Annotated in this window: 17 protein-coding genes; 5 read left to right on the top strand and 12 right to left on the bottom strand. The window is 68.1% G+C overall.

The window, feature by feature from the left end:
* A partial coding sequence (locus VJ693_RS00075) for a TonB-dependent receptor plug domain-containing protein (RefSeq protein WP_324151412.1) occupies nucleotides 1–1,639 on the bottom strand: 1,639 nt, incomplete at its 3' end.
* A gap of 112 nt (nucleotides 1,640–1,751) precedes the next feature.
* Between VJ693_RS00075 and VJ693_RS00080 the strand changes: the two genes are divergently transcribed.
* Together VJ693_RS00080 and VJ693_RS00085 are read left to right on the top strand one after the other, a co-directional pair.
* Nucleotides 1,752–3,623 carry an ATP-binding cassette domain-containing protein gene (locus VJ693_RS00080; protein WP_324151413.1) on the top strand — a complete coding sequence of 624 codons (1,872 nt, stop codon included), beginning with the start codon at nucleotides 1,752–1,754 and terminating at the stop codon, nucleotides 3,621–3,623.
* 163 nt (nucleotides 3,624–3,786) lie between these two features.
* Nucleotides 3,787–6,117: an isoamylase gene (locus tag VJ693_RS00085; RefSeq protein ID WP_324151414.1), complete on the top strand. Its 2,331-nt coding sequence runs from the start codon at nucleotides 3,787–3,789 to the stop codon at nucleotides 6,115–6,117.
* A 126-nt stretch (nucleotides 6,118–6,243) separates the two neighbouring features.
* Here VJ693_RS00085 and VJ693_RS00090 read toward each other — a convergent pair whose 3' ends face one another.
* Entirely contained in the window at nucleotides 6,244–7,215 is a 972-nt protein-coding gene (locus tag VJ693_RS00090) for a tripartite tricarboxylate transporter substrate-binding protein (RefSeq protein WP_324151415.1), read from the bottom strand.
* A gap of 139 nt (nucleotides 7,216–7,354) precedes the next feature.
* Between VJ693_RS00090 and VJ693_RS00095 the strand changes: the two genes are divergently transcribed.
* The gene (locus tag VJ693_RS00095; protein WP_324151416.1) at nucleotides 7,355–7,723 is read left to right on the top strand and encodes a cupin domain-containing protein; all 369 of its coding nucleotides are present in this window, start codon (nucleotides 7,355–7,357) and stop codon (nucleotides 7,721–7,723) included.
* Between the two features lie 14 nt (nucleotides 7,724–7,737).
* Here the strand turns inward: VJ693_RS00095 and VJ693_RS00100 are convergent, their stop codons facing one another.
* From VJ693_RS00100 to VJ693_RS00145, 10 genes are all read right to left on the bottom strand, one after another.
* Entirely contained in the window at nucleotides 7,738–8,169 is a 432-nt protein-coding gene (locus VJ693_RS00100; protein WP_324151417.1) for a hypothetical protein, read from the bottom strand.
* 133 nt (nucleotides 8,170–8,302) lie between these two features.
* Nucleotides 8,303–8,950 (bottom strand): DsbA family oxidoreductase, encoded by a 648-nt coding sequence (locus VJ693_RS00105; RefSeq protein ID WP_324151418.1) that lies wholly within the window; start codon nucleotides 8,948–8,950, stop codon nucleotides 8,303–8,305.
* A 43-nt stretch (nucleotides 8,951–8,993) separates the two neighbouring features.
* Nucleotides 8,994–10,280, bottom strand: coding sequence for a phenylacetate--CoA ligase family protein (locus VJ693_RS00110; protein WP_324151419.1), 1,287 nt, complete (start codon nucleotides 10,278–10,280; stop codon nucleotides 8,994–8,996).
* Nucleotides 10,277–10,582 carry a hypothetical protein gene (locus VJ693_RS00115; RefSeq protein WP_324151420.1) on the bottom strand — a complete coding sequence of 102 codons (306 nt, stop codon included), beginning with the start codon at nucleotides 10,580–10,582 and terminating at the stop codon, nucleotides 10,277–10,279. Before VJ693_RS00115 ends, VJ693_RS00110 begins: the two co-directional genes overlap by 4 nt.
* 140 nt (nucleotides 10,583–10,722) lie before the next feature.
* On the bottom strand, nucleotides 10,723–11,529 hold the full coding sequence (locus VJ693_RS00120; RefSeq protein WP_324151421.1) for an ABC transporter ATP-binding protein: 807 nt from the start codon (nucleotides 11,527–11,529) through the stop codon (nucleotides 10,723–10,725).
* 103 nt (nucleotides 11,530–11,632) lie between these two features.
* Complete coding sequence (locus tag VJ693_RS00125; RefSeq protein WP_324151422.1) at nucleotides 11,633–12,961, bottom strand: ABC transporter substrate-binding protein; 1,329 nt, start codon at nucleotides 12,959–12,961, stop codon at nucleotides 11,633–11,635.
* 34 nt (nucleotides 12,962–12,995) lie between these two features.
* Nucleotides 12,996–14,060, bottom strand: a complete 1,065-nt coding sequence (locus tag VJ693_RS00130) for a branched-chain amino acid ABC transporter permease (protein WP_324151423.1) — start codon at nucleotides 14,058–14,060, stop codon at nucleotides 12,996–12,998.
* 18 nt (nucleotides 14,061–14,078) lie between these two features.
* Nucleotides 14,079–15,008, bottom strand: coding sequence for a branched-chain amino acid ABC transporter permease (locus VJ693_RS00135; protein ID WP_324151424.1), 930 nt, complete (start codon nucleotides 15,006–15,008; stop codon nucleotides 14,079–14,081).
* A gap of 12 nt (nucleotides 15,009–15,020) precedes the next feature.
* Nucleotides 15,021–15,812: an ABC transporter ATP-binding protein gene (locus tag VJ693_RS00140; RefSeq protein WP_324151425.1), complete on the bottom strand. Its 792-nt coding sequence runs from the start codon at nucleotides 15,810–15,812 to the stop codon at nucleotides 15,021–15,023.
* A gap of 599 nt (nucleotides 15,813–16,411) precedes the next feature.
* Nucleotides 16,412–18,358: an AMP-dependent synthetase/ligase gene (locus VJ693_RS00145; RefSeq protein ID WP_324151426.1), complete on the bottom strand. Its 1,947-nt coding sequence runs from the start codon at nucleotides 18,356–18,358 to the stop codon at nucleotides 16,412–16,414.
* Between the two features lie 162 nt (nucleotides 18,359–18,520).
* Between VJ693_RS00145 and VJ693_RS00150 the strand changes: the two genes are divergently transcribed.
* Nucleotides 18,521–19,240 (top strand): Crp/Fnr family transcriptional regulator, encoded by a 720-nt coding sequence (locus VJ693_RS00150; protein ID WP_324151427.1) that lies wholly within the window; start codon nucleotides 18,521–18,523, stop codon nucleotides 19,238–19,240.
* A gap of 121 nt (nucleotides 19,241–19,361) precedes the next feature.
* Nucleotides 19,362–19,703, top strand: coding sequence for a YciI family protein (locus tag VJ693_RS00155; protein ID WP_324151428.1), 342 nt, complete (start codon nucleotides 19,362–19,364; stop codon nucleotides 19,701–19,703).
* Nucleotides 19,704–19,718: the final 15 nt, after the last annotated feature.

Consider the following 19,718-nt stretch of genomic DNA (forward strand, 5'->3'; position numbering starts at 1 on the left):
CCAGGTCGAGCTGGAGTGGGCCGCTTTCCCAGTTGGCGTTCAGGTAGGGCGCGGTGTTCGCGGCGCTGATGTCGTATGAGCGATTGACGCCGGAGCCCCAGGCCGTGTTGTAGCCGGACACGCCGTTCAGTGTCAGCAGCTGGCCCGTGGTGCTCACCAGGTCCAGGCCCGCCGGGTTCACGCCGTCGAGCGTCTGGTAGTGCGCGTTCGGGTGCCAGTCCTGCACGATGTGCTGGTCCATGTAGAACAGGCCACCGGTGACGTGCATCTTGCCGCCCGCGAGGTCGAAGGTCTTGCCCGCACTGAGGTCGTTGGCAACGCTGCCCATGTCGCGCATGCGCGTGAAGATCTGCGTGCCGGTGTTCAGGTAGGTGCCGTCGAACGGCTGGCCCTTGGACGGGCCGTTGGCGTAGACGATGCTGCCCACCGTCTGGCCATTGACCGTCGAGCCGATGACGCTCGCCGCCGTGCCCAGGCCCATGAAGTTGGTCGAGAACGTGCCGCGCATTTGCGTGTACCGGAACTTGTCGTCGACCGTGAAGCCGCTGCCCGGCGTCAGGTGCAACTGGGCGCCGTAGGCGCTGGCCACCGGATGCAGGCCGTCGGACCTGTGCTGGGTCAACTGGCCCGTCGTGCTGTCGACGACGTTGATCACCTCGTTGTACACGCCGACGGTGGAGCCGGTGCGGGCATCGAAGCCCGGGAACGGCGAGAGGCGGCTGAAACCGCTCGAGCCGGCATGCACGAGCGACGGGTACGCCGTGTAGAGCGGCTCGGTGTCGTCGAGCAGCTTCAGGTTGAAGCGGATATAGCCGATCGTGCCCAGGTCCTTGGTCAGGTTGGCCTTGATCTGGTAGCCCTTCTGCGCGTTGAACCCCTGGTCGCGCAGGCCGGCGCCTTCGACCAGGAAGCCGTCGGCGTGGAAGTGCAGATCTTGAGCGAGCGCGCCGCCCGCCGAGAAGGTGCCCTTGGTCAGGTCGTGGTTCAACCCCGTTTCCAGGCCGATGGAGCCGCCACCCGCCTCGCCGGTGTCGGACACGTAGTTGATGACCGCGCCAGGAGCGCCCGACGCCAGCACCGAGGCCGAGCCGCCGCGCACCGCCTCGATGCTGTTCGAGCGGTTGAAGCGGACCCAGTAGTCGTTGTTGCCGAAATTCATGTCGCCGAAGAGCACGGTCGGCAAGCCGTCTTCCTGGATCTGCACGAACGGCGAGCCGCCGGTGGTGACCGGCAGGCCGCGTACGGTGATGTTGGCGTTGCCGCCCGGGCCGTTGCCGCCCTGGTCGACGATGCCCGGGATGAGGCGCAGCACTTCGGACTGCGTCTGCGGGTTCAGCGCCTTGACGAGGTCATCGTCGATGGTGGTCACCGACAGCGAGCTCTTCAGCTTGGACTTGGCCATCGAGGTGGCGGTCACGACGACGCGATCGAGGTTCAACGAATCGGCCTGGCGGCCGGGCGCGGGGGCGGTATCCGCCGTGTCGGGCGCCGGCGCGGAGGCCGGGGCGGAGGGTGGGGCGGCCGCGGGCTGGGCCATCGCGGGCCCTGCGAGGAGCGCCGTGAACGACGATGCGGCAAGGCTCGCGGCGAGCGGGGTCAGGCGTGGCCGCCCCAGCGAGCCGAGGGGCGCGTGATTCATGGTGCGTCCTCTTGGGGAGTGTCTTCATTGGATGCTCCGCCGTCCGATGGCCGCGGTCAAGGTCTGCGGCCTGCGTGGTGTGGCCAGGCTGCCCAACAGGGACAATCAAGGCATGGCCCTGCTGACCCTCACCAACGCCCACCTCGCCTTCGGCCATGTGCCCCTGCTCGACGGAGCTGATTTTTCGCTCGAATCCGGCGAGCGCGTCGGCCTGATCGGCCGCAACGGCACCGGCAAGTCCTCGCTGCTGAAGATCCTCGCCGGGCTGGAGCGGCCCGACGATGGCAGCCTGCAGGTGCAGACCGGGGTGCGCGTGATCTACGTGCCGCAGGAGCCGGTGTTCGACCAGGCATCGTCCGTGTTCGACACCGTGGCCGAGGGCGTGGCCGAGGCCCGCGCGCTGCGCGAGCGCTTCGAGGCGCACGCGCCGGGCGACGATCTGGATGCCGTGCAGACCCGGCTCGAGGCCCTCGATGGCTGGACCTGGGAGCGGCGCGTCGACGAGACGCTGCAGCGCCTGCGGCTGAACCCCGCCGACGTCATTTCGCAGCTCTCCGGCGGCACGAAGAAACGTGTTGCGCTGGCCCGTGCGCTGGTCGCGCAGCCCGATGTGCTGCTGCTCGACGAGCCGACCAACCACCTGGATCTCGACGCCATCGACTGGCTGGCCGGGCTGCTCAATGGCTTTCGCGGCGCGCTGGTGCTGATCACGCACGACCGCGCCTTCCTGGATGCGGTGGCCACCCGCGTCGTCGAGCTCGATCGCGGCGCCTTGCGCGGCTACCCCGGCAACTTTGCGGCCTTCGAGGCGGCCAAGCAGCGCGAGCTCGAAGCCGAGGCGCTGGCCAACGCGCGCTTCGACAAGCTGCTGGCGCAGGAAGAGGTGTGGATCCGCAAGGGCGTCGAAGCGCGCCGCACCCGCAGCGTCGCGCGCGTGCAGCGGCTGATGAAGCTGCGCGACGAGCACCGCGCGCGCCGCGAGCAGCAGGGGCGCGTCCGGCTCGACATCGATCGCGGCGGTGCCTCGGGCAAGCTGGTGGCCGAGCTCGAGGGGGTGTCCAAGGCCTTCGGCGACAAGGTGATCGTGCGCGACTTCTCGGCGATCTTCCTGCGGGGCGACAAGGTCGGCGTGATCGGCCCCAACGGCGCCGGCAAGACCACGCTGCTGAAGCTGATCCTGGGCCAACTGCCGCCCGACAGCGGCACCGTGCGCACCGGCGCGAACCTCACGGTCGCCTATTTCGACCAGATGCGCGAGGCGCTCGACCCGGAGAAGACGCTGGCCGACACGATCAGCCCCGGCAGCGAGTGGATCGAGATCGGCACGCAGCGCAAGCACGTGATGAGCTACCTGGGTGACTTCCTGTTCGCGCCGCAGCGCGCGAACTCGCCGGTCAAGAGCCTGTCGGGTGGCGAGCGCAACCGCCTGCTGCTGGCGCGCCTGTTCGCGCGGCCGGCCAACGTGCTGGTGCTCGACGAGCCGACCAATGACCTCGACATCGAGACGCTCGAACTGCTCGAGGAACTGCTGCAGGACTACGACGGCACGGTCTTCCTCGTCAGCCACGATCGTCGCTTCGTCGACAACGTCGTCACGAGCACCGTGGTCGCCGAGGGTGGCGGGCGCTGGCGCGAATACGAAGGCGGTATCGCCGACTGGCAGGCCCAGGCCGCGCGCAGCGCGGCGGCGGAAGCGGCAGCCCGCCCTGCGGCGGCGCCGGCCCCGGCCGCCCGCGAGGCCGAGCCGGCGGCGGCGACGCGGCGCAAGCTCAGCTACAAGGAGCAGCGCGAGCTCGACGAGCTGCCGGCGCGCATCGCGGCACTGGAGGCCGAGCAGGCGCAGCTGGCCGAACAGATCGGCGGCAACGCGCTGTACAGCGAATCGCCGCAGCGCATCGCCGAGGTCACCGGCCGCCACGCTGCGATCGAGGACGCGCTGATGGCCTTGCTGGAGCGCTGGGAAGCGCTCAGTGGTCGCGGCTAGCGGCGTACTTTGACTACATAAAGACTACGCGCACCGCAGGCATCGGCTCGTCGTTCTCGGCGCAATTGCTCGATAGCGGGTAAGTCTGGAGGCTTCTGGCGTTGTGTAGTTGCGATGTCGTCACTAGCATGCGCGCCTAGTATTACTACCTGAGGAGCTGGGCATGCGTGGGCTGACGGGGTGGTGGCGTGGGGTGCGCGCTTGGCGCGCCGGGTGGGCGGTGGTTCTGGCGCTGGCCGCCGGCCCGGCAGCGGCGGCCATCGACGCCCTGTCGCTGGGTGGCCGCTACGACGGCACGCAGAGCAACATCAACTTCCGCGTCTTCTCGTCGCGCGCCTCCCGCATCGAAGTCTGGATCTACAAGACCGCCTCGGGCGCGCAGGAGACGGTCAAGTACGTGATGACCAAGGACGCGGCGACCAACGTCTGGTCCAAGTCGGTCTCGGTCGCGACGCTGCAGAACACCTACGGCATCACCGGGCCCGTCTACTACGGTTACCGCGCCTGGGGCCCGAACTGGCCCTACGACAGCAGCTGGGCCAAGGGCACCGGTGTCGGCTTCCTGAGCGACGTGGATGGCAACGGCAACCGCTTCAACCCGAACAAGCTGCTGCTCGATCCGTATGCGCGCGAGGTCAGCCAGGACATGAACACGCCGAGCTGCACCGACGGCACCATCTACGCCTCCGGCGCCACGCACCGCAACAAGGACAGCGGCGCCTGCGCGCCCAAGGGCGTCGTGCTCGCGGCCGACAGCCAGTCCACCGGCACCAAGCCCACCCGCGCCTTCAAGGACGACGTGGTCTACGAGGTGCACGTGCGCGGCCTGACCCGCAGCGACACCAGCGTCGCCTCGGCCTTGCGCGGCACCTACGCCGGCGCCGCGGCGAAGGCGAGCTACCTGGCCAGCTTGGGGGTCACCGCGGTCGAGTTCCTGCCGGTGCAGGAGACCCAGAACGACACCAACGACGTCGACCCCAACGGCGACACCGGCGACAACTATTGGGGCTACATGACGCTGAACTACTTCGCGCCCGACCGCCGTTACAGCGCCGACAAGAGCGCCGGCGGCCCGACGCGCGAGTTCAAGGCCATGGTCAAGGCCTTCCACGACGCCAGCATCAAGGTCTACGTCGACGTGGTCTACAACCACACCGGCGAGGGCGGCGCCTGGGGCGGCACCGACGGCCTCACCGTCTACAACATCCAGTCCTTCCGCGGGCTGGACAACCCCACCTACTACGCGCTGACCAGCAACTTCCAGTATTCGTGGGACAACACCGGGGTCGGCGGCAACTACAACACCCACAACCCGACGGCGCAGAACCTGATCGTCGATTCGCTCGCCTACTGGCGCAACACGCTGGGCGTGGACGGCTTCCGCTTCGACCTCGCCTCGGTGCTGGGCAACACCTGCGAGCACGGCTGCTTCAACTTCGACAAGATGGACAGCGGCAATGCGCTGAACCGCATCGTCGCCGAACTGCCGCCACGGCCGGCCAACGGCGGCAGCGGCACCGACCTGATCGCCGAGCCCTGGGCGATCGGCGGCAACTCCTACCAGGTCGGCGGCTTCCCCAGCGGCTGGGCCGAGTGGAACGGCAAGTTCCGCGATTCGATGCGCAAGGCGCAGAACAAGCTCGGCGTCGACGTGGTCACCACCGGCGAGCTGGCGACGCGCTTCGCCGGCTCGTCGGACCTGTACGGCGACGATGGCCGCAAGCCCTGGCATTCGGTGAACTTCATGGTCGCGCACGACGGCTTCACGCAGCGCGACCTGTACAGCTACAACAGCAAGGTCAACAACCAGGCCTGGCCGTATGGACCCTCGGATGGCGGCGAAGACAACAACAACAGCTGGGACCAGGGCGGCGACGCCTACGCCCAGCGCCGCGCGAACCGCACGGGCCTGGCCTTCATGCTGCTCAGCGCCGGCGTGCCGATGATCACCGGCGGCGACGAGATGCTGCGCACGCTGCAGGGCAACAACAACGCCTACAACCTCGACTCGTCGGCCAACTGGCTCAACTGGACGCTCGACACCAACGCCAGCAATCACAAGACCTTCACGACGCGGCTGATGGCCTTCCGCCAGGCGCACCCGGCGCTGCGGCCGGCGAACTTCTACTCGGCGGGCGACAACAACGGCAACGTGATGGAGCAGCTGCGCTGGTTCAAGCCCGACGGCGGCGTGGCCGACTCGGCCTACTTCACCAACACCAGCAACCACGCGATCGCCTGGCGCATCGACGGCAGCGAGTTCGGCGACAGCGCCAGCGCGATCTACGTCGCCTACAACGGCTGGTCAGGCCTCGTGAACTTCACGCTGCCCTGGCCCGGCACCGGCAAGAACTGGTACCGCGTGACCGACACGGCCACCTGGAACGACGGCCCCAACACGATGGCCACCCCCGGCAGCGAAGCCTTCATCGGCGGCGAATACACCACCTACGGCCTCGAAGCCCGCTCCCTCCTCCTGCTCATCGCGAAATAGAGAGGAGGAAGAAGGGGCGCGCGCAGCGCCGCCCCATCCAAGTGGCGTGCGCGGATCCGGCTTCGCCGGTCCGCTGCGCGAGCCCCCTCGGGGGGCAGCCCCCGGAAGGAGGCGTGGGGCTAACAACTAGTCAGCGTATTGGCCAGCCGCCTTGATGGCCGGGCCCCACTTGTTGATCTCGGCCTCGACGAACTTCTTGTGCTCGGCCGGGTTCACGCGCGCGTCGGTCACGATCACCGCGCCCAGCGCTTCTTCGCGCTTGTCGAATTCGGCGTCCTTCAGCGCGGTCTTCAGCGCGGTATTGAGCTTGTCGAGCGCCGCCTTGGGCGTGCCCTTGGGCGCGTACAGGCCGTGCCAGATCGAAACATTGAAGCCCTTCAGGCCCGACTCGTCCAGCGTCGGCAGCTTGGCCAGCGCCGGCGTGGTCAGGCGCTTGGTGGTCGTCACGGCGAAGGCCTTGACCTTGCCGCTCTCGATCTGCGTGGAGGTGTTGGTGGTCTGGTCGCACATGATGTCGACCTGGCCGCCGAGCAGGTCGGTCATGGCCGGCGCGGTGCCCTTGTACGGCACGGTCGTCATGTCGATCTTCAGGCTCTGCTGCAGCAGCAGGCCGCACAGGTGCGAGGCGGCGCCCAGGCCGGCGTTGGCCAGGTTGATCTTGCCGCGGTTGGCTTCGAGCCACTTGACCAGCTCGGCGTAGTTGTTCGCGGGCAGCGAGGTGCGGCCGATCAGCGTCATCGGCACCTCGTTGATCAGGCCAATGTATTCGAAGTCGTCCAGCGTCTTGTACGGCAGGTTGCGGTACAGCGCCGGCGAGGTCGCCATGCCGATGTGGTGCAGCAGGATGGTGTAGCCGTCCGGAGCCGCCTTGGCCACCTTGGTGGCACCGAGGGTGCCGCCGGCGCCGCCGACGTTCTCGATCACGATGGTCGCGCCCAGCGGCTTGCGCAGCGCCTCGGCCAGGTCGCGCGCCACCTTGTCGGTCGGGCCGCCGGCAGCGAAGGGCACGACGATGGTGATCGGCTTTTCGGGGTACTCGGCGAGGGCGGTGCCGGCCAGCATGGCGGCGGTCAGCGACAGGGCAAGGCGTTTGATCATCGGTGTCTCCTGATGGTGAATCAGTACAGGGTGATCCATGCTAGCCGCCAGCGGCGCGCCGCCATGTCGGGAACTACGTAAGGGCGGCCCCTGTACGGACTAGGATGCTGACTGTCGTGCCCCTGGTTTGCGCTGCATCATGAACTCCACGCCCCGCGTCATCCGTTTCGACCCCGCCCCCGCCATCGCGCCCGAGATCGACCACCCGCGTCACGAGCGGCGCGAAGTGGGTGACCCCGAGCGCCGCACCTGGGTGCTCTACGACAACGCGGCCGAGGGGGTGGCGGCCGGCATCTGGGAGTGCGAGCCAGGCCGCTGGCGCATCGAGTTCGGCCCGCGCGAGCACGAGTACTTCATCGTGCTGGAAGGCCTGTGCCGGGTGCACGACGCCGAGGGCCGTGCCGAAAGCTTCGGCCCGGGGCAGGCGGTGTTCCTGCCGCCGGGCTTCATGGGCTCGTTCGAGGTCGTCGAGCGCATGCGCAAGCACTTCGTGATCGTGGAGCGCTGAGCGCCGGCGAGCCTTCAGTTCACGTCGTAGGCGCCGTAATCGCGGTCGTCGGTGCAGGTCATGCTGGCTGGCACGTTCTTCGAACTCCAGACCTCGTTCTTCCAGTTGCCGTAGATGTCCTGGTGGGAATGAAGGAACTGGATGTCCGTGAGCTCGTGGTTCTCGCGCGGGCGCGTTGCCGAGCCCAGGTCCTGCGGGTTCGTCGCGCAGGTCTGGCCGGCGGGGCATGAGAAGTCCTTGACGTTCTCGACCCAGCGCTTGCTCGGGTTGCTGCTGTCCAGGTCGCGGTAGCCGACCTTGGTGACGAGGATCGGGCCGTCCGAGGTGTTGGTCAACCAGAAGGTCACGTTGTTGCAGACGGCGGCACCGGCGGGTGCCGCGGCGCCGGCGGCAACCAGGAGCGCAGCCAGGCTGCGGGCGGCGAGGGGGAGACGAGCGTGGATCATGATGAAAGACTCCTGAGCAGGTGAGGTGTGGCATGACGCCGGGGCACCGCGGCAGCACCGTGGCGATCCCGACACCTGCAATGACGCACCGCGCGGCCCGGATCCGGACATGCCGCCCGCCGCGGCCCTCGCTCTAGGGGGCGGGTTCAGGTGGCGGCGCTGCGGCGATCTCGCGCAGCGCCTGCTCGAACACCGCGGGCGGCTGGCCGCCCTGGATCAGGTACTGGCCGTCGACGATGACCGACGGAACCGAGTTGATGCCCAGCTCCTGCCAGCGGCGCTCCTCGGCGCGCACCTCGGCCGCATAGCGGCCAGACGCGAGCAGCTCGCGCGCCTGCTCGGCATCCAGCCCGACCTCGCCCGCCAGCCGGATCAGCACGTCGTGGGCGCCCGGGTTTTCGCCCCGCCCGTGGTAGGCCTGAAGCAGGGCGTGCTTCAGCTCGCGCTGGCGTCCTTGGAGGCCGGCCCAGTGCAGCAGCCGGTGCGCATCGAAGGTGTTCCAGATGCGATCGCGGTGGCCGAACTGGAACCCCACCTCGGCGCCGCGCTCGCGCAGCGTGGCGCGGTTGCGCTCGAGCTGCTGCGGCGTCAGCGCGTACTTGCGGGCCAGGTGCGCGGCGGCATCCTCGCCCTCCGGCGGCATCTGCGGGTTGAGCTCGAAGGGCTGGAAATGCAGCTCGACGGGAATGCCGCCGCCAATGCGTTCGAGCGCCCGCTCGAGGGAGTTCAGACCCACCGCGCACCAGGGGCAGACCAGGTCCGACACGAAATCGATTCTCATGCGGCCCAGTCTAGCCGCGGGAAATGGGCCTCGCCGGGCCGCCCTACTCGTACTTGCGGGCGTCCTCGATCACCTTGCCGTCGTTGGGCAGGCTGCCCGGCGGCACGAGCTGCACCTCGCAGCGCAGCTTGGTCACCTCGCGGATGGTGTCGGCCAGCCGGGCGGCCAGGCCCTCGCGGGCTTCAGCCGATTCGACCTTCAACGTCATTCGGTCGTTGGCCATCTCGCCTTCGACGATCAGCCGGCCGCGCCCCGCCTCGGGGTGGCGGCGCAGCGCTTCGGCCACCTGGCTGGGGTGAACGAACATGCCGCGCACCTTGGCCGTCTGGTCGGCGCGGCCCAGCCAGCCGCGGATGCGCACGTTGGTGCGGCCGGTCGGGCAGGGGCCGGGCAGCACGGCAGACAGGTCGCCGGTGCCGAAGCGCACCAGCGGGTAGTCGCGGTTCAGCGTGGTGACGACGATCTCGCCGACCTCGCCGTCGGGCACGGGGTCGCTGGTGCCCGGGCGCACGATCTCGACGATCACGCCTTCGTCGATGACCAGGCCCTCGCGGGCGGTGGTCTCGTAGGCGATCAGCCCGAGATCGGCGGTCGCGTAGCTCTGGTAGGCCGCAATGCCACGGGCCGTGAACCAGTCGCGCAAAGAGGGCGGAAACGCCTCGCCGCCGAGCATCGCCTTGGTGATCGAGCCGGTGGCCACGCCGCTGTCGGCGGCTTTCTCGAGCAGGATGCGCAGGAAGCTCGGCGTGCCGATGTAGCCGTGCGGCTTCAGCTCGGCCACCGCCTGCAGTTGCAGCTCGGTGTTGCCGATGCCGCCGGCGAACACCGTGCAGCCGCAGGCGTGCGCGCCGGACTCCATCATCGAGCCGGCCGGCGTCAGGTGGTAGCTGAAGCTGCAGTGCACGAGGTCGCCGGCGCGAAAGCCGGCGGCGTGGATGGCCCGCGCCATGCGCCAGTAGTCGCTCGCCTCGCCCTCGGGCTCGTAGATCGGGCCGGGCGACTGGAACACGCGCTTCGCACCCGTCGGCCGCGCCAAGCCGCGCCAGCCGATGGCCGAGAAGCCGCCGAACGGATCGTGCTTGTTCGGGTCGGCGCGGTCGCGCTGCTGGCGCGCGAGCAGTTCGCCCTTGCGTACGACCGGCAGCGTGGCCAGGCGCTCGCGACTGGTGATGCTGCCGGCGTCCACGCCGCGCAGCAGCTCGGCGAATGCGTCGCTGCGTGACTGCGCGTGCGCCACGGCGCCGGGCAGCGCGGCGAGCAGCGCGGCTTCGCGCTCGGCGGCCGGACGGGTCTCGAGCGCGTCGTAGTACGTGCCACCGATTCCGCTCATCGTTCCTCCTCGGTCCAGCGCGCGAGGCGCTTCTTCACTTCGTCGCTGAACTTGCGCACGTCGGCACTGCTGGCGAGCGTGAACCGGTCCCACTCGGGCACCTGGCGCGACGGCCGTCGCGCCAGCTTCGCGTCGATCGCGGCCTCGCCGGCGGCCAGCTCGATCACCCGCGCGCCCTTGAGCTCGAAGCCGTCGCCGCGCTCGGCCAGCGCGCGCAGGTCGCGCAGGCCGCGTTTCAACTGCACCAGCGCGTCGGCCGGCTTGAACGGCGGCGGCGCGAAACCGGAATCGTCAGTGGTCATGATGTGAGGTCGGGCAGGTTGCAGGCAACGCGTGCGGCGTCAGCCGCCACGCTTCCAGGCAGCCACCGCGGATCCGGCTTTGCCGGTCCGCCAGTGGCGCCCCCTTGAGGGGGAGGCGCCGAAGGCGCTTCGGGGGTGGGTCATGCCAACCAGCGTTTGCGGCGCTTGTAGCTCTTGACGTCGCGGAAGCTCTTGCGGTCGCCGCCGCCCACGCCGAGGTAGAACTCCTTCACGTCCTCGTTCTCGCGCAGCGCCTTGGCTTCGCCGTCCATCACGATGCGTCCGTTCTCGAGGATGTAGCCGTAGTCGGCATACCGCAGCGCAATGTTGGTGTTCTGCTCGGCCAGCAGGAAGGTGACCTTCTCGCGCTGGTTCAGATCCTTCACGATCTCGAACACCTCCTCGACGATCTGCGGCGCCAGGCCCATCGAGGGCTCGTCGAGCAGCACCATCTTCGGGTTGGCCATCAGCGCGCGGCCGATGGCGCACATCTGCTGCTCGCCGCCCGAGGTGTAGGCGGCCTGGCTGGTACGCCGCGTCTTCAGGCGGGGGAAGTAGTTGTAGACCTTCTCCAGCGTGGCCTGGACGGCGGCCTTGCCGTCCTTGCGGGTGTAGGCGCCGGTCATCAGGTTCTCCTCGATCGTCAGGTGGGCGAAGCAGTGCCGGCCCTCCATCACCTGGATCACGCCGCGGCCCACCATGTCGGCCGGGCTCAATCGCTCGATGCGCTCGCCGCGCAGGTCGATGCTGCCCTTGGTGACCTCGCCGCGCTCGCCGGCGAGCAGGTTGGACACCGCGCGCAGCGTGGTCGTCTTGCCCGCGCCGTTGCCGCCCAGCAGCGCCACCACCTGGCCCTCGGGCACCTGCAGCGACACGCCCTTGAGCACGAGGATCACGTGGTTGTAGATGACCTCGATGCCGTTGACGTTGAGGAGCACGTTGCTCATGCGTATACCTTGTCGTCAAGCACGTGCCGCGGAACCGGCTGAAGCCGGGCCGCTGGCACGGCCCCCTTGAGGGGGGAGGCGGCGCCAGCCGCCTCGGGGGTGGTCAGGATTGGCAGTCTTCAGGCGTACGCCGCGTGAGCTTCTTCTCGGCCGCGTACTTGTCCGCCGCCGCCTTGACCATCGGCTTGATGATCTGCTCGTCGGCCTGGATCCAGTCGGAGGTGAACTGCCAGGCGCTGCCGCTCCAGGTCTGCACGCGCGCCCAGTTGGCACCCATGTGGTCCTGGCAGGACGTGCTGATCGGCCGCATCACGCCGGCGAAGCCGAGCGCGTCGAGCTTGGCCTGGTCGAGCGCGAGGTTCTCCAGGCCCCAGCGCACCTGCTCGCCGGTCATCACCTTGCCCTTGCCGTAGCGCTCCTGGGCCCGCTTGACGCCTTCGACGGCCAGCATCGCCGACATCAGGCCGCGGGTGTACAGCACCTGGCCCACCTCTTCGGCCGGGCCGGTGCCCTGGCCCTTCTCGTGCACCAGCTTCAGGATTTCGGCGTGCACCTTGCTGCGGCCGGCGCCGTGCTGCAGTGCCAGCGCGTTGTAGCCCTTGGCGCCTTCGCCGACGTCCTTCACATCCGGCTCGGCACCCGACCACCAGACGCCGTACATCTTGTCGCGCGGGTAGCCGGTGGCCACGGCTTCCTTCAACGCCGCCGAGTTCATCACGCCCCAGCCCCAGAGGAACACGTAGTCGGGCCGGCTCTGGCGGATCTGCAGCCAGGTGGCCTTCTGCTCGACGCCCGGGTGGGTCACCGGCAGCAGCTGCAGCTCGAAGCCGTGGGTGCGTGCGCGCTCCTGCAGCAGCGGGATCGGCTCCTTGCCGTAGGGGCTGTCGTGGTAGACCAGCGCGATCTTCTTGCCCTTGAGCTTGTCGAAGCCGCCTTCCTTCTTCGCGATGTGCTGCACCAGCGCGTCGGCGGCCACCCAGTAGGTGCCGGCCAGCGGGAAGTTCCACTTGAAGACGCCGCCGTCCTGGCTTTCGCTGCGGCCGTAGCCCGCGGTGATCAGCGGGATCTTGTCGGCCGGCGCCTTTTCGGTCAGCGCGAAGGTGATGCCGGTGGACAGCGGCTGGAACACCGTCGCGCCCTTGCCCTTCAGGCGCTCGTAGCACTCGACGCCCTTGTCGGTCGCGTAGCCGGTCTCGCATTCCTCGAAGGTGATCTTCACGCCGTTGATGCCGCCCTTGGCGTTGACCAGCTTCAGGTAGTCGACATAGCCGTTGGCGAAGGGCACGCCGTTGGGCGCATAGGCCCCGGTGCGGTAGACCAGCACCGGGAAGAACTGCTCCTTGGCCTGGGCGAAGGCGGATGGGGTGGTCGCCAGCGCGGCCAGCCCCGACGCCGCGATCAATGCAGCGGTGGCGAAAGACTTCATCTTCAACATGTCTACCTCCGGTGGTGGAAAAGGGCACTCGTCAGTGCGGAAACGGCCACAGCCGCAATTTCTCTTTTGCTGTCGACCACAGGCGTGCCAGCCCGTGCGGCTCGACGATCAGGAAGAACACGATCAGGGCGCCGAACACCATGTAGGTCAGGTGCGAGGCCAGTGCGGTGTCAATCGGGATGCCGAACCAGTACGGCAGGTTGTCCAGCACGATCGGCAGCACGACGATGAAGGCCGCGCCGAAGAAGCTGCCCATGATCGAGCCCAGCCCGCCGATGATGACCATGAACAGCAGCTGGAACGAGCGGTCGATCGAGAACGCGGCCGGCTCCCACGAGCCCAGGTGCACGAAGCCCCACAACCCGCCGGCGATGCCGACGAAGAACGAGCTGACCGCAAAGGCCGTGAGCTTGGCGTAGACCGGGCGGATGCCGATCACCGCGGCCGCCACGTCCATGTCGCGGATGGCCATCCATTCGCGGCCGATGTGGCTGCGCACCAGGTTCTTGGCCAGCAGCGCGCAGATGCTCACGAAGCTGAGGCAGAACAGGTACTTGTCGGCCGGGGTGTCGATGGTCCAGCCCAGCAGCGACAGCTCCGACACGCTGACCGAGCCCGACGACGAATCGTTGGTGAACCACTTGATGCGCAGGAAGGCCCAGTCGGTGAAGAACTGCGCCGCCAGCGTGGCCACCGCGAGGTACAGGCCCTTGATGCGCAATGAAGGGATGCCGAACAGCACGCCGACCGCGGTCGAGCACACGCCGCCCAGTACCAGCGCCACGATCAGCGGCATGCCCTCGATGCGGACCATGAAGTTGTAGGCCGCATACGCGCCGATGGCCATGAAGGCGCCGGTGCCCAGCGAGATCTGGCCGCAGTAGCCGACGAGGATGTTCAAGCCGATGGCGGCCAGCGACAGGATCAGGAAGGGGATCAGGATCGCTCGCATCAGGTACTCGCTGGCGAGCCCCGGCACGACGACGAACGCCACGGCCAGCAGCGCGGCGATGACGATGCGGTCCTGCCGGATCGGAAAGATCTGCTGGTCGGCGCGATACGTGGTCTTGAACTGACCATTCTCACGATAGAGCATGTTCTTCTCCTTCTGCGCTCACACGCGGTCGATGATCTTCTCGCCGAAAAGGCCCTGCGGCCTGAACAGCAGGAACAGCAGTGCCATCACGTAGGCGAACCAGATCTCGATGCCACCGCCCATCGACGGGCCGAGGTAGACCTCCGACAGCTTCTCGCCGACGCCGACGATCAGCCCGCCGACGATCGCACCGGGCACCGAGGTCAGGCCGCCGAGGATCACCACCGGAAGCGCCTTCAGCGCGACCTGCGACAGCGAGAACTGCACGCCGAGCTTGCTGCCCCAGATGAGCCCGGCCACCAGCGCGGCGAAGCCCGCCACCGACCAGACGATGACCCAGATGCGCGACAGCGGGATGCCGATCGACTGCGCCGCCTGGTGGTCGTCGGCCACCGCGCGCAGTGCGCGGCCGGTGGCCGTCTTCTGGAAGAACAGCGCCAGGCCGGCGACCAGCGCGGCGGCGATCACCGCCGCGGCGAGATCCTCCTGGCTGATCAGCACGCCGCCGGGGAAGGTCTGCTCGAAGAGGAAGATCGGGTCCTTGGGCAGGCCGACGTCGAGCTTGTAGATGTCCGAGCCGAACAGGGTCTGGCCGAAGCCGTCGAGGAAGTAGGCGATGCCCAGCGTGGCCATCAACAGCGCGATGGGCTCCTGGTTGACGAGCCTGGACAGGCACAGTCGCTCGACCAGCCAGGCCACGCCGATCATGCAGGCCAGCGCCAGCACGAAGGCCACGCTGTTGGCCAGCACCTTGTTGTCGGTGCCGAGCCAGTGGGGCACCCACTCGGCAAATCGCGCCATCGCCAGCGCGGCGAACAGCACCATCGCCCCTTGCGCGAAGTTGAAGACGCCCGAGGCCTTGAAGATCAGCACGAAGCCGAGCGCGATCAGCGAATACAGCATGCCCGCCATCAGGCCGCCGAAGAGTGTCTCGATGAAGAATCCCATGGCGTGTGCTCGTCAGTGGCTGGTGCCGAGGTAGGCGCTGATCACGTCGTCGTTGCGGCGCACCTCCTCGGGCGTGCCGTCGCCGATCTTCTTGCCGTAGTCGAGCACGACGACGCGGTCGGAGATGTCCATCACGACGCCCATGTCGTGCTCGATCAGCACGATGGTGGTGCCGAACTCGTCGTTGACGTCGAGGATGAAGCGGCACATGTCCTGTTTCTCCTCGACGTTCATGCCGGCCATCGGCTCGTCGAGCAGCAGCACGCTGGGCTCCATCGCGAGCGCGCGGCCGAGGTCGACGCGCTTCTGCAGGCCGTAGGGCAGGCGGCCGACGGGGGTCTTGCGATAGGCCTGGATCTCGAGAAAATCGATGATGTGCTCGACGAACTCGCGGTGTGCGGTTTCCTCGCGCTCGGCGGCGCCCCAGCGGATGGCCTGCTGGAAGATGTTGGTCTTCATCTTCAGGTTGCGCCCGGTCATCAGGTTGTCGACCACGCTCATGCCCTTGAACAGCGCCAGGTTCTGGAAGGTGCGCGCGACGCCCATTTCGGCGACCTGGCGCGAGTTCATGTGGTTGAAGGTCTTGCCGCGGAAGGTGATCTTTCCGTCCTGCGGCGTGTAGACGCCGTTGATGCAGTTCAGCATCGAGCTCTTGCCGGCGCCGTTCGGGCCGATGATGGCCCGCACCTCGTGCTCGCGCACGTCGAAGCTGATGTCGGTCAGCGCCTTCACGCCGCCGAAGCGCAGGCTGATGTTCTGCACGTCGAGGATGACGTTGCCGATGGGGCGGTGGGTGCTGGCCATGGGTCAGTTGCTGGGGTGCGTAGTGCGGCGGTTGGCGCGGCGGCCGGGGGCCGGCAGGCGGTGGGGCTCATTGACCGGCGCCCTCGGCTGCGCCGAGGGTTCCCTCCAGTGCTCGGCTTCGTGGCCGCCGTCGAACTCACTCCGCTCACTGCGTTCGCTGTGCTCGAACAATCGCCGGCGAGTCAGATTACGAGGCGCGCTTCGCTCGCTGCCACGAAGCCTGCGCGCTTCGGCGCCTCGAAATCGCCCCACCGCCCGCCGGCCCCCGGCCGATTCCGTCGTTGGAGTGCTGGCACGGTCTGAATTCGAACGCGGCGAACTGCCACCGACGGTTGCTGGCTGGGGGCCGGTACCCGCTCGGGCGATTTCGGGAGCGCCGAGAAGCGCAGGGTATGTGGCAGCGAGCGCAGCGAGCCTCGTAAACTGACTCACTGGCGATTGTTCGAGCACAGCGAACGCAGTGAGCGGAGCGAGTTCGACAGTGGCCACATGCCCGAGCATCGCAGGGGACCCTCGCCGCAGGCGAGGGCGCGGACGCATGAGCCCGAGCGGGTACCGGCTCCCAGCCCGCCCCGCCGCCTCGAATGGCCAAGACCCCATCACGCCGCCTCCCGCGTCGAAGCAAACGTCTTCACGTCCTGGATCTTCAAGGTCGCGCTGATGCTGCCCGAGCGCCCGTCCTCGAACTTCACCGCCGTTTCGATGAACTGCTCCGGCAGGCCCTGGTACATCGCGTCGACCAGCACCTGGTACTTGTCGCCGATGTAGCCGCGCTTGACCTTGCGGGTGCGGGTCATCTCGCCGTCGTCGGCGTCGAGCTCCTTGTGCAGGATCAGGAAGCGGTGGATCTGGCTGCCGGCCAGCAGCTCGTCGCGCGCCAGGTCGGCATTGACCTGCTCGACGCAGTCGCGGATCAGCGCGTAGACCTCGGGCTTCTGCGCCAGGTCGGTGTAGCCGGCGTAGGGCAGGTTGCGCCGCTCGGCCCAGTTGCCCACCGCCTCGAAATCGATGTTGATGAAGGCACAGACGCGGTCGCGCTTGTCGCCGAAGGCCACCGCCTCCTTGATGTGCGGGAAGAACTTCAGCTTGTTCTCGACGTACTTGGGCGCGAACATCGCACCGTCGTTGGCGCCGCCCATCAGGCGGCCCACGTCCTTCGCGCGGTCGATGATCTTCAGGTGGCCGCCGGCGTCGAGGAAACCGGCATCGCCCGTGTGGTACCAGCCGTCGGCCGTCAGCACCTCGGCGGTGGCGGTCGGGTTCTTGTAGTACTCCTTCAGCAGGCCCGGCGACTTCACCAGCAGCTCGCCCGAATCCGACAGCTTGATCTCCACCCCGTCGACCGGCACGCCCACCGTGTCGGCCTTGGCCTCGTGGTCGGGCTGCAGGCAGACGAACACGGCCGTCTCGGTCGAGCCATAGAGCTGCTTCAGGTTCACGCCGATCGAGCGGTAGAAGCTGAACAGGTCGGGCCCGATCGCCTCGCCGGCGGTGTAGGCCACCCGCACCCGCGACAGGCCCAGCGTGTTGCGCAACGGGCCGTAGACCAGCACGTTGCCCAGCGCGTAGCGCAGCCTGTCGACCAGGCCGACTGGCTTGCCGTCCATCAGCGCGGTGCCCACGCGCTTGGCCAGGCGCATGAAGTGGTGGAACAGCGCGCGCTTGGGCGCGGCGGCGTCCTCCATGCGGATCATCACCGTGGTCAGCATGCCCTCGAAGATGCGCGGCGGCGCGAAGTAGTAGCTCGGCCCGATTTCCTTCATGTCGATCGACACCGTGCTGGCCGACTCCGGGCAGTTGACGATGTAGCCGCAGGCCAGCCACTGCGCGAAGCTGAAGATGTTCTGGCCGATCCAGGCGGGCGGCAAGTAGGCCAGCACCTCTTCGTTCTCGCCCAGCTTGTCGAAGCTCTTGCCCGCGGCTGCGCGGTCGAGCAGCGAGAAGTGCGTGTGCACCACGCCCTTCGGGTTGCCGGTGGTGCCGGAGGTGAAGAACATCGCCGCCACGTCGCTCGCCCGGCCCAGGCTCACTTCGTGGGTGAACAGCGTCGGATGTGCATGGTCGTGCACGCGGCCAGCCTCGAGCAACGCCTCCATCGCCGCGAGCCCGGGCTCGTCGTAGTGGCGCAAGCCGCGCGGGTCGTCGTACCAGATGCGCTCCAGCTGCGGGCACTGCGGGCGGATCTCGAGCAGCTTGTCGACCTGCTCCTGGTCTTCGACGACCGCGAAGCGCACTTCCGCGTTGTTGATCGGGAAGACGAACTCGGCGGCCGCCGCGTCCTGGTACAGCGGCACCGGCACCGCGCCCAGCGCTTGCGAGGCCAGCATCGCGGCGGTCAGGCGCGGGCGGTTGTCGCCGATCACGACGATGTGCTCGCCGCGCTTCAGGCCCGCCGCCGCCAGCCCGCAGGCCAGGTAACGCACCCGCTCGGCCAGCTGCGCCCAGGTGGTCGTCTGCCAGATGCCGTATTCCTTCTCTCGCAGCGCAGCGGCATCGGGCCGCTTGGCGGCATGCTCGAGCATCAATCGCACGAAGGTGGTCTGCACGGCGCTTGTGTCTCCTGTCGGCTGCGGCCTGGGCTTCGATGGCCTGCCGCGTTGTCGTGAATGCATACTAGGCCGAAGTTTGACGCCATGTTGTCGGTTGAACGACAATCTTCGGGACTGCCCGGTACGGACTTTCCCGCACCTTTTCCGCGTCAGGTCGCCATGTCCGCCCACGAAGCCCGCCCGCTGCGCGAACGCGCCCGTGCCCCCAGCGAGGCCGAACTGGCCGGCATCCCGTGGCTCACGCTGCTCGAGCCCGAGGACCAGCAGATGGCGCGCGCCAGCATCGTGCTCGCGCACGCCGGCCCGGGCGAGCAGATCTGCCGCATCGGCCGCCCGGCGACCTACTGGTTCGGCGTGCTCGATGGCCTGCTGAAGATGAGCAACGAGCCCGGTGCCGGCTCGCCCATCACCTTCACCGGCGTGCCGCCCGGCGCCTGGTTCGGCGAGGGCACGCTGCTCAAGCGCGAGCCCTACCGCTACAACATCGAGCCACTGCGCAAGAGCACGGTCGCGGGCCTGCCGGTCGATGCCTTCCACGACCTGCTCGCACGCAGCATCCCCTTCAACCGCTTCGTGCTGAACCAGCTCAACGAGCGCCTGGGCCAGTTCATCGCCGCGCGCGAGACCGACCGCCTGAACGACCCCGACACCCGCGTCGCGCGCAACCTCGCGGCGCTGTTCCACCCGGTGCTCTACCCCGGCGTCGGCCAGTTGCTGCGCATCACCCAGCAGGAGCTGGGCTACCTGGTCGGCCTGTCGCGCCAGCGGGTCAACGAGGCCTTGAAGGCATTGCAGGCGCAGGGGCTGATCGCGATCGAATACGGCGGCGTGCGGGTGCTGGACCTGCAGGGGCTGCGCCAGTACGAACCGCCGCGTTGATGCGCGCGGGCAGGCGGTCGACCCTGGCACTGGCGAGCGCAGCGTCCTTCGATGTCGAAATCTCAGCGCTTCGTTCGTCGATCGACGGGCGCCTTCGCCCTGTCGACCCTGAGAGAACCGAATGCACTACCTTCTCATCATTGCCCACGACGATGCGTTCGCACCCACGGAGCACCTCGTTGCAGGGATCATTGGCTGGATCAAGTCGATGGAGGCTCGCGGGATTCGAGTTCAGGGCAACCCACTGCGGCCGGCGTCTGAGGCGGTCACTGTGCGCGTCAGGAATGGTGAGGTCAGTCATTCGCCCGGCCCGTTCTCGCATTCGCGCGAACAGATGTGCGCGTACGAACTCATCCAGTGCGCGAGCCTCGATGTAGCCGTTGAGGTCGCAGCCAGGCACCCAATGGCAGCAGTTGCCACGATAGAGGTCAGGCCGGTGTGGAGCCAATTGGCGGAAGACTGAACCTGGCTCGAGTCG

The sequence above is a fragment of the Ideonella sp. genome, from assembly GCF_035254525.1.
Taxonomy (GTDB): domain Bacteria; phylum Pseudomonadota; class Gammaproteobacteria; order Burkholderiales; family Burkholderiaceae_C; genus Ideonella.

What these genes read in the sequence shown, in the direction of transcription:
- VJ693_RS00080 (WP_324151413.1), top strand. Translation starts at nt 1,752, where the DNA reads ATGGCCCTGCTGACCCTCACCAACGCCCACCTCGCCTTCGGCCATGTG.
- VJ693_RS00085 (WP_324151414.1), top strand. Translation starts at nt 3,787, where the DNA reads ATGCGTGGGCTGACGGGGTGGTGGCGTGGGGTGCGCGCTTGGCGCGCC.
- VJ693_RS00090 (WP_324151415.1), bottom strand. Translation starts at nt 7,215, where the DNA reads ATGATCAAACGCCTTGCCCTGTCGCTGACCGCCGCCATGCTGGCCGGC.
- VJ693_RS00095 (WP_324151416.1), top strand. Translation starts at nt 7,355, where the DNA reads ATGAACTCCACGCCCCGCGTCATCCGTTTCGACCCCGCCCCCGCCATC.
- VJ693_RS00100 (WP_324151417.1), bottom strand. Translation starts at nt 8,169, where the DNA reads ATGATCCACGCTCGTCTCCCCCTCGCCGCCCGCAGCCTGGCTGCGCTC.
- VJ693_RS00105 (WP_324151418.1), bottom strand. Translation starts at nt 8,950, where the DNA reads ATGAGAATCGATTTCGTGTCGGACCTGGTCTGCCCCTGGTGCGCGGTG.
- VJ693_RS00110 (WP_324151419.1), bottom strand. Translation starts at nt 10,280, where the DNA reads ATGAGCGGAATCGGTGGCACGTACTACGACGCGCTCGAGACCCGTCCG.
- VJ693_RS00115 (WP_324151420.1), bottom strand. Translation starts at nt 10,582, where the DNA reads ATGACCACTGACGATTCCGGTTTCGCGCCGCCGCCGTTCAAGCCGGCC.
- VJ693_RS00120 (WP_324151421.1), bottom strand. Translation starts at nt 11,529, where the DNA reads ATGAGCAACGTGCTCCTCAACGTCAACGGCATCGAGGTCATCTACAAC.
- VJ693_RS00130 (WP_324151423.1), bottom strand. Translation starts at nt 14,060, where the DNA reads ATGCTCTATCGTGAGAATGGTCAGTTCAAGACCACGTATCGCGCCGAC.
- VJ693_RS00135 (WP_324151424.1), bottom strand. Translation starts at nt 15,008, where the DNA reads ATGGGATTCTTCATCGAGACACTCTTCGGCGGCCTGATGGCGGGCATG.
- VJ693_RS00140 (WP_324151425.1), bottom strand. Translation starts at nt 15,812, where the DNA reads ATGGCCAGCACCCACCGCCCCATCGGCAACGTCATCCTCGACGTGCAG.
- VJ693_RS00150 (WP_324151427.1), top strand. Translation starts at nt 18,521, where the DNA reads ATGTCCGCCCACGAAGCCCGCCCGCTGCGCGAACGCGCCCGTGCCCCC.
- VJ693_RS00155 (WP_324151428.1), top strand. Translation starts at nt 19,362, where the DNA reads ATGCACTACCTTCTCATCATTGCCCACGACGATGCGTTCGCACCCACG.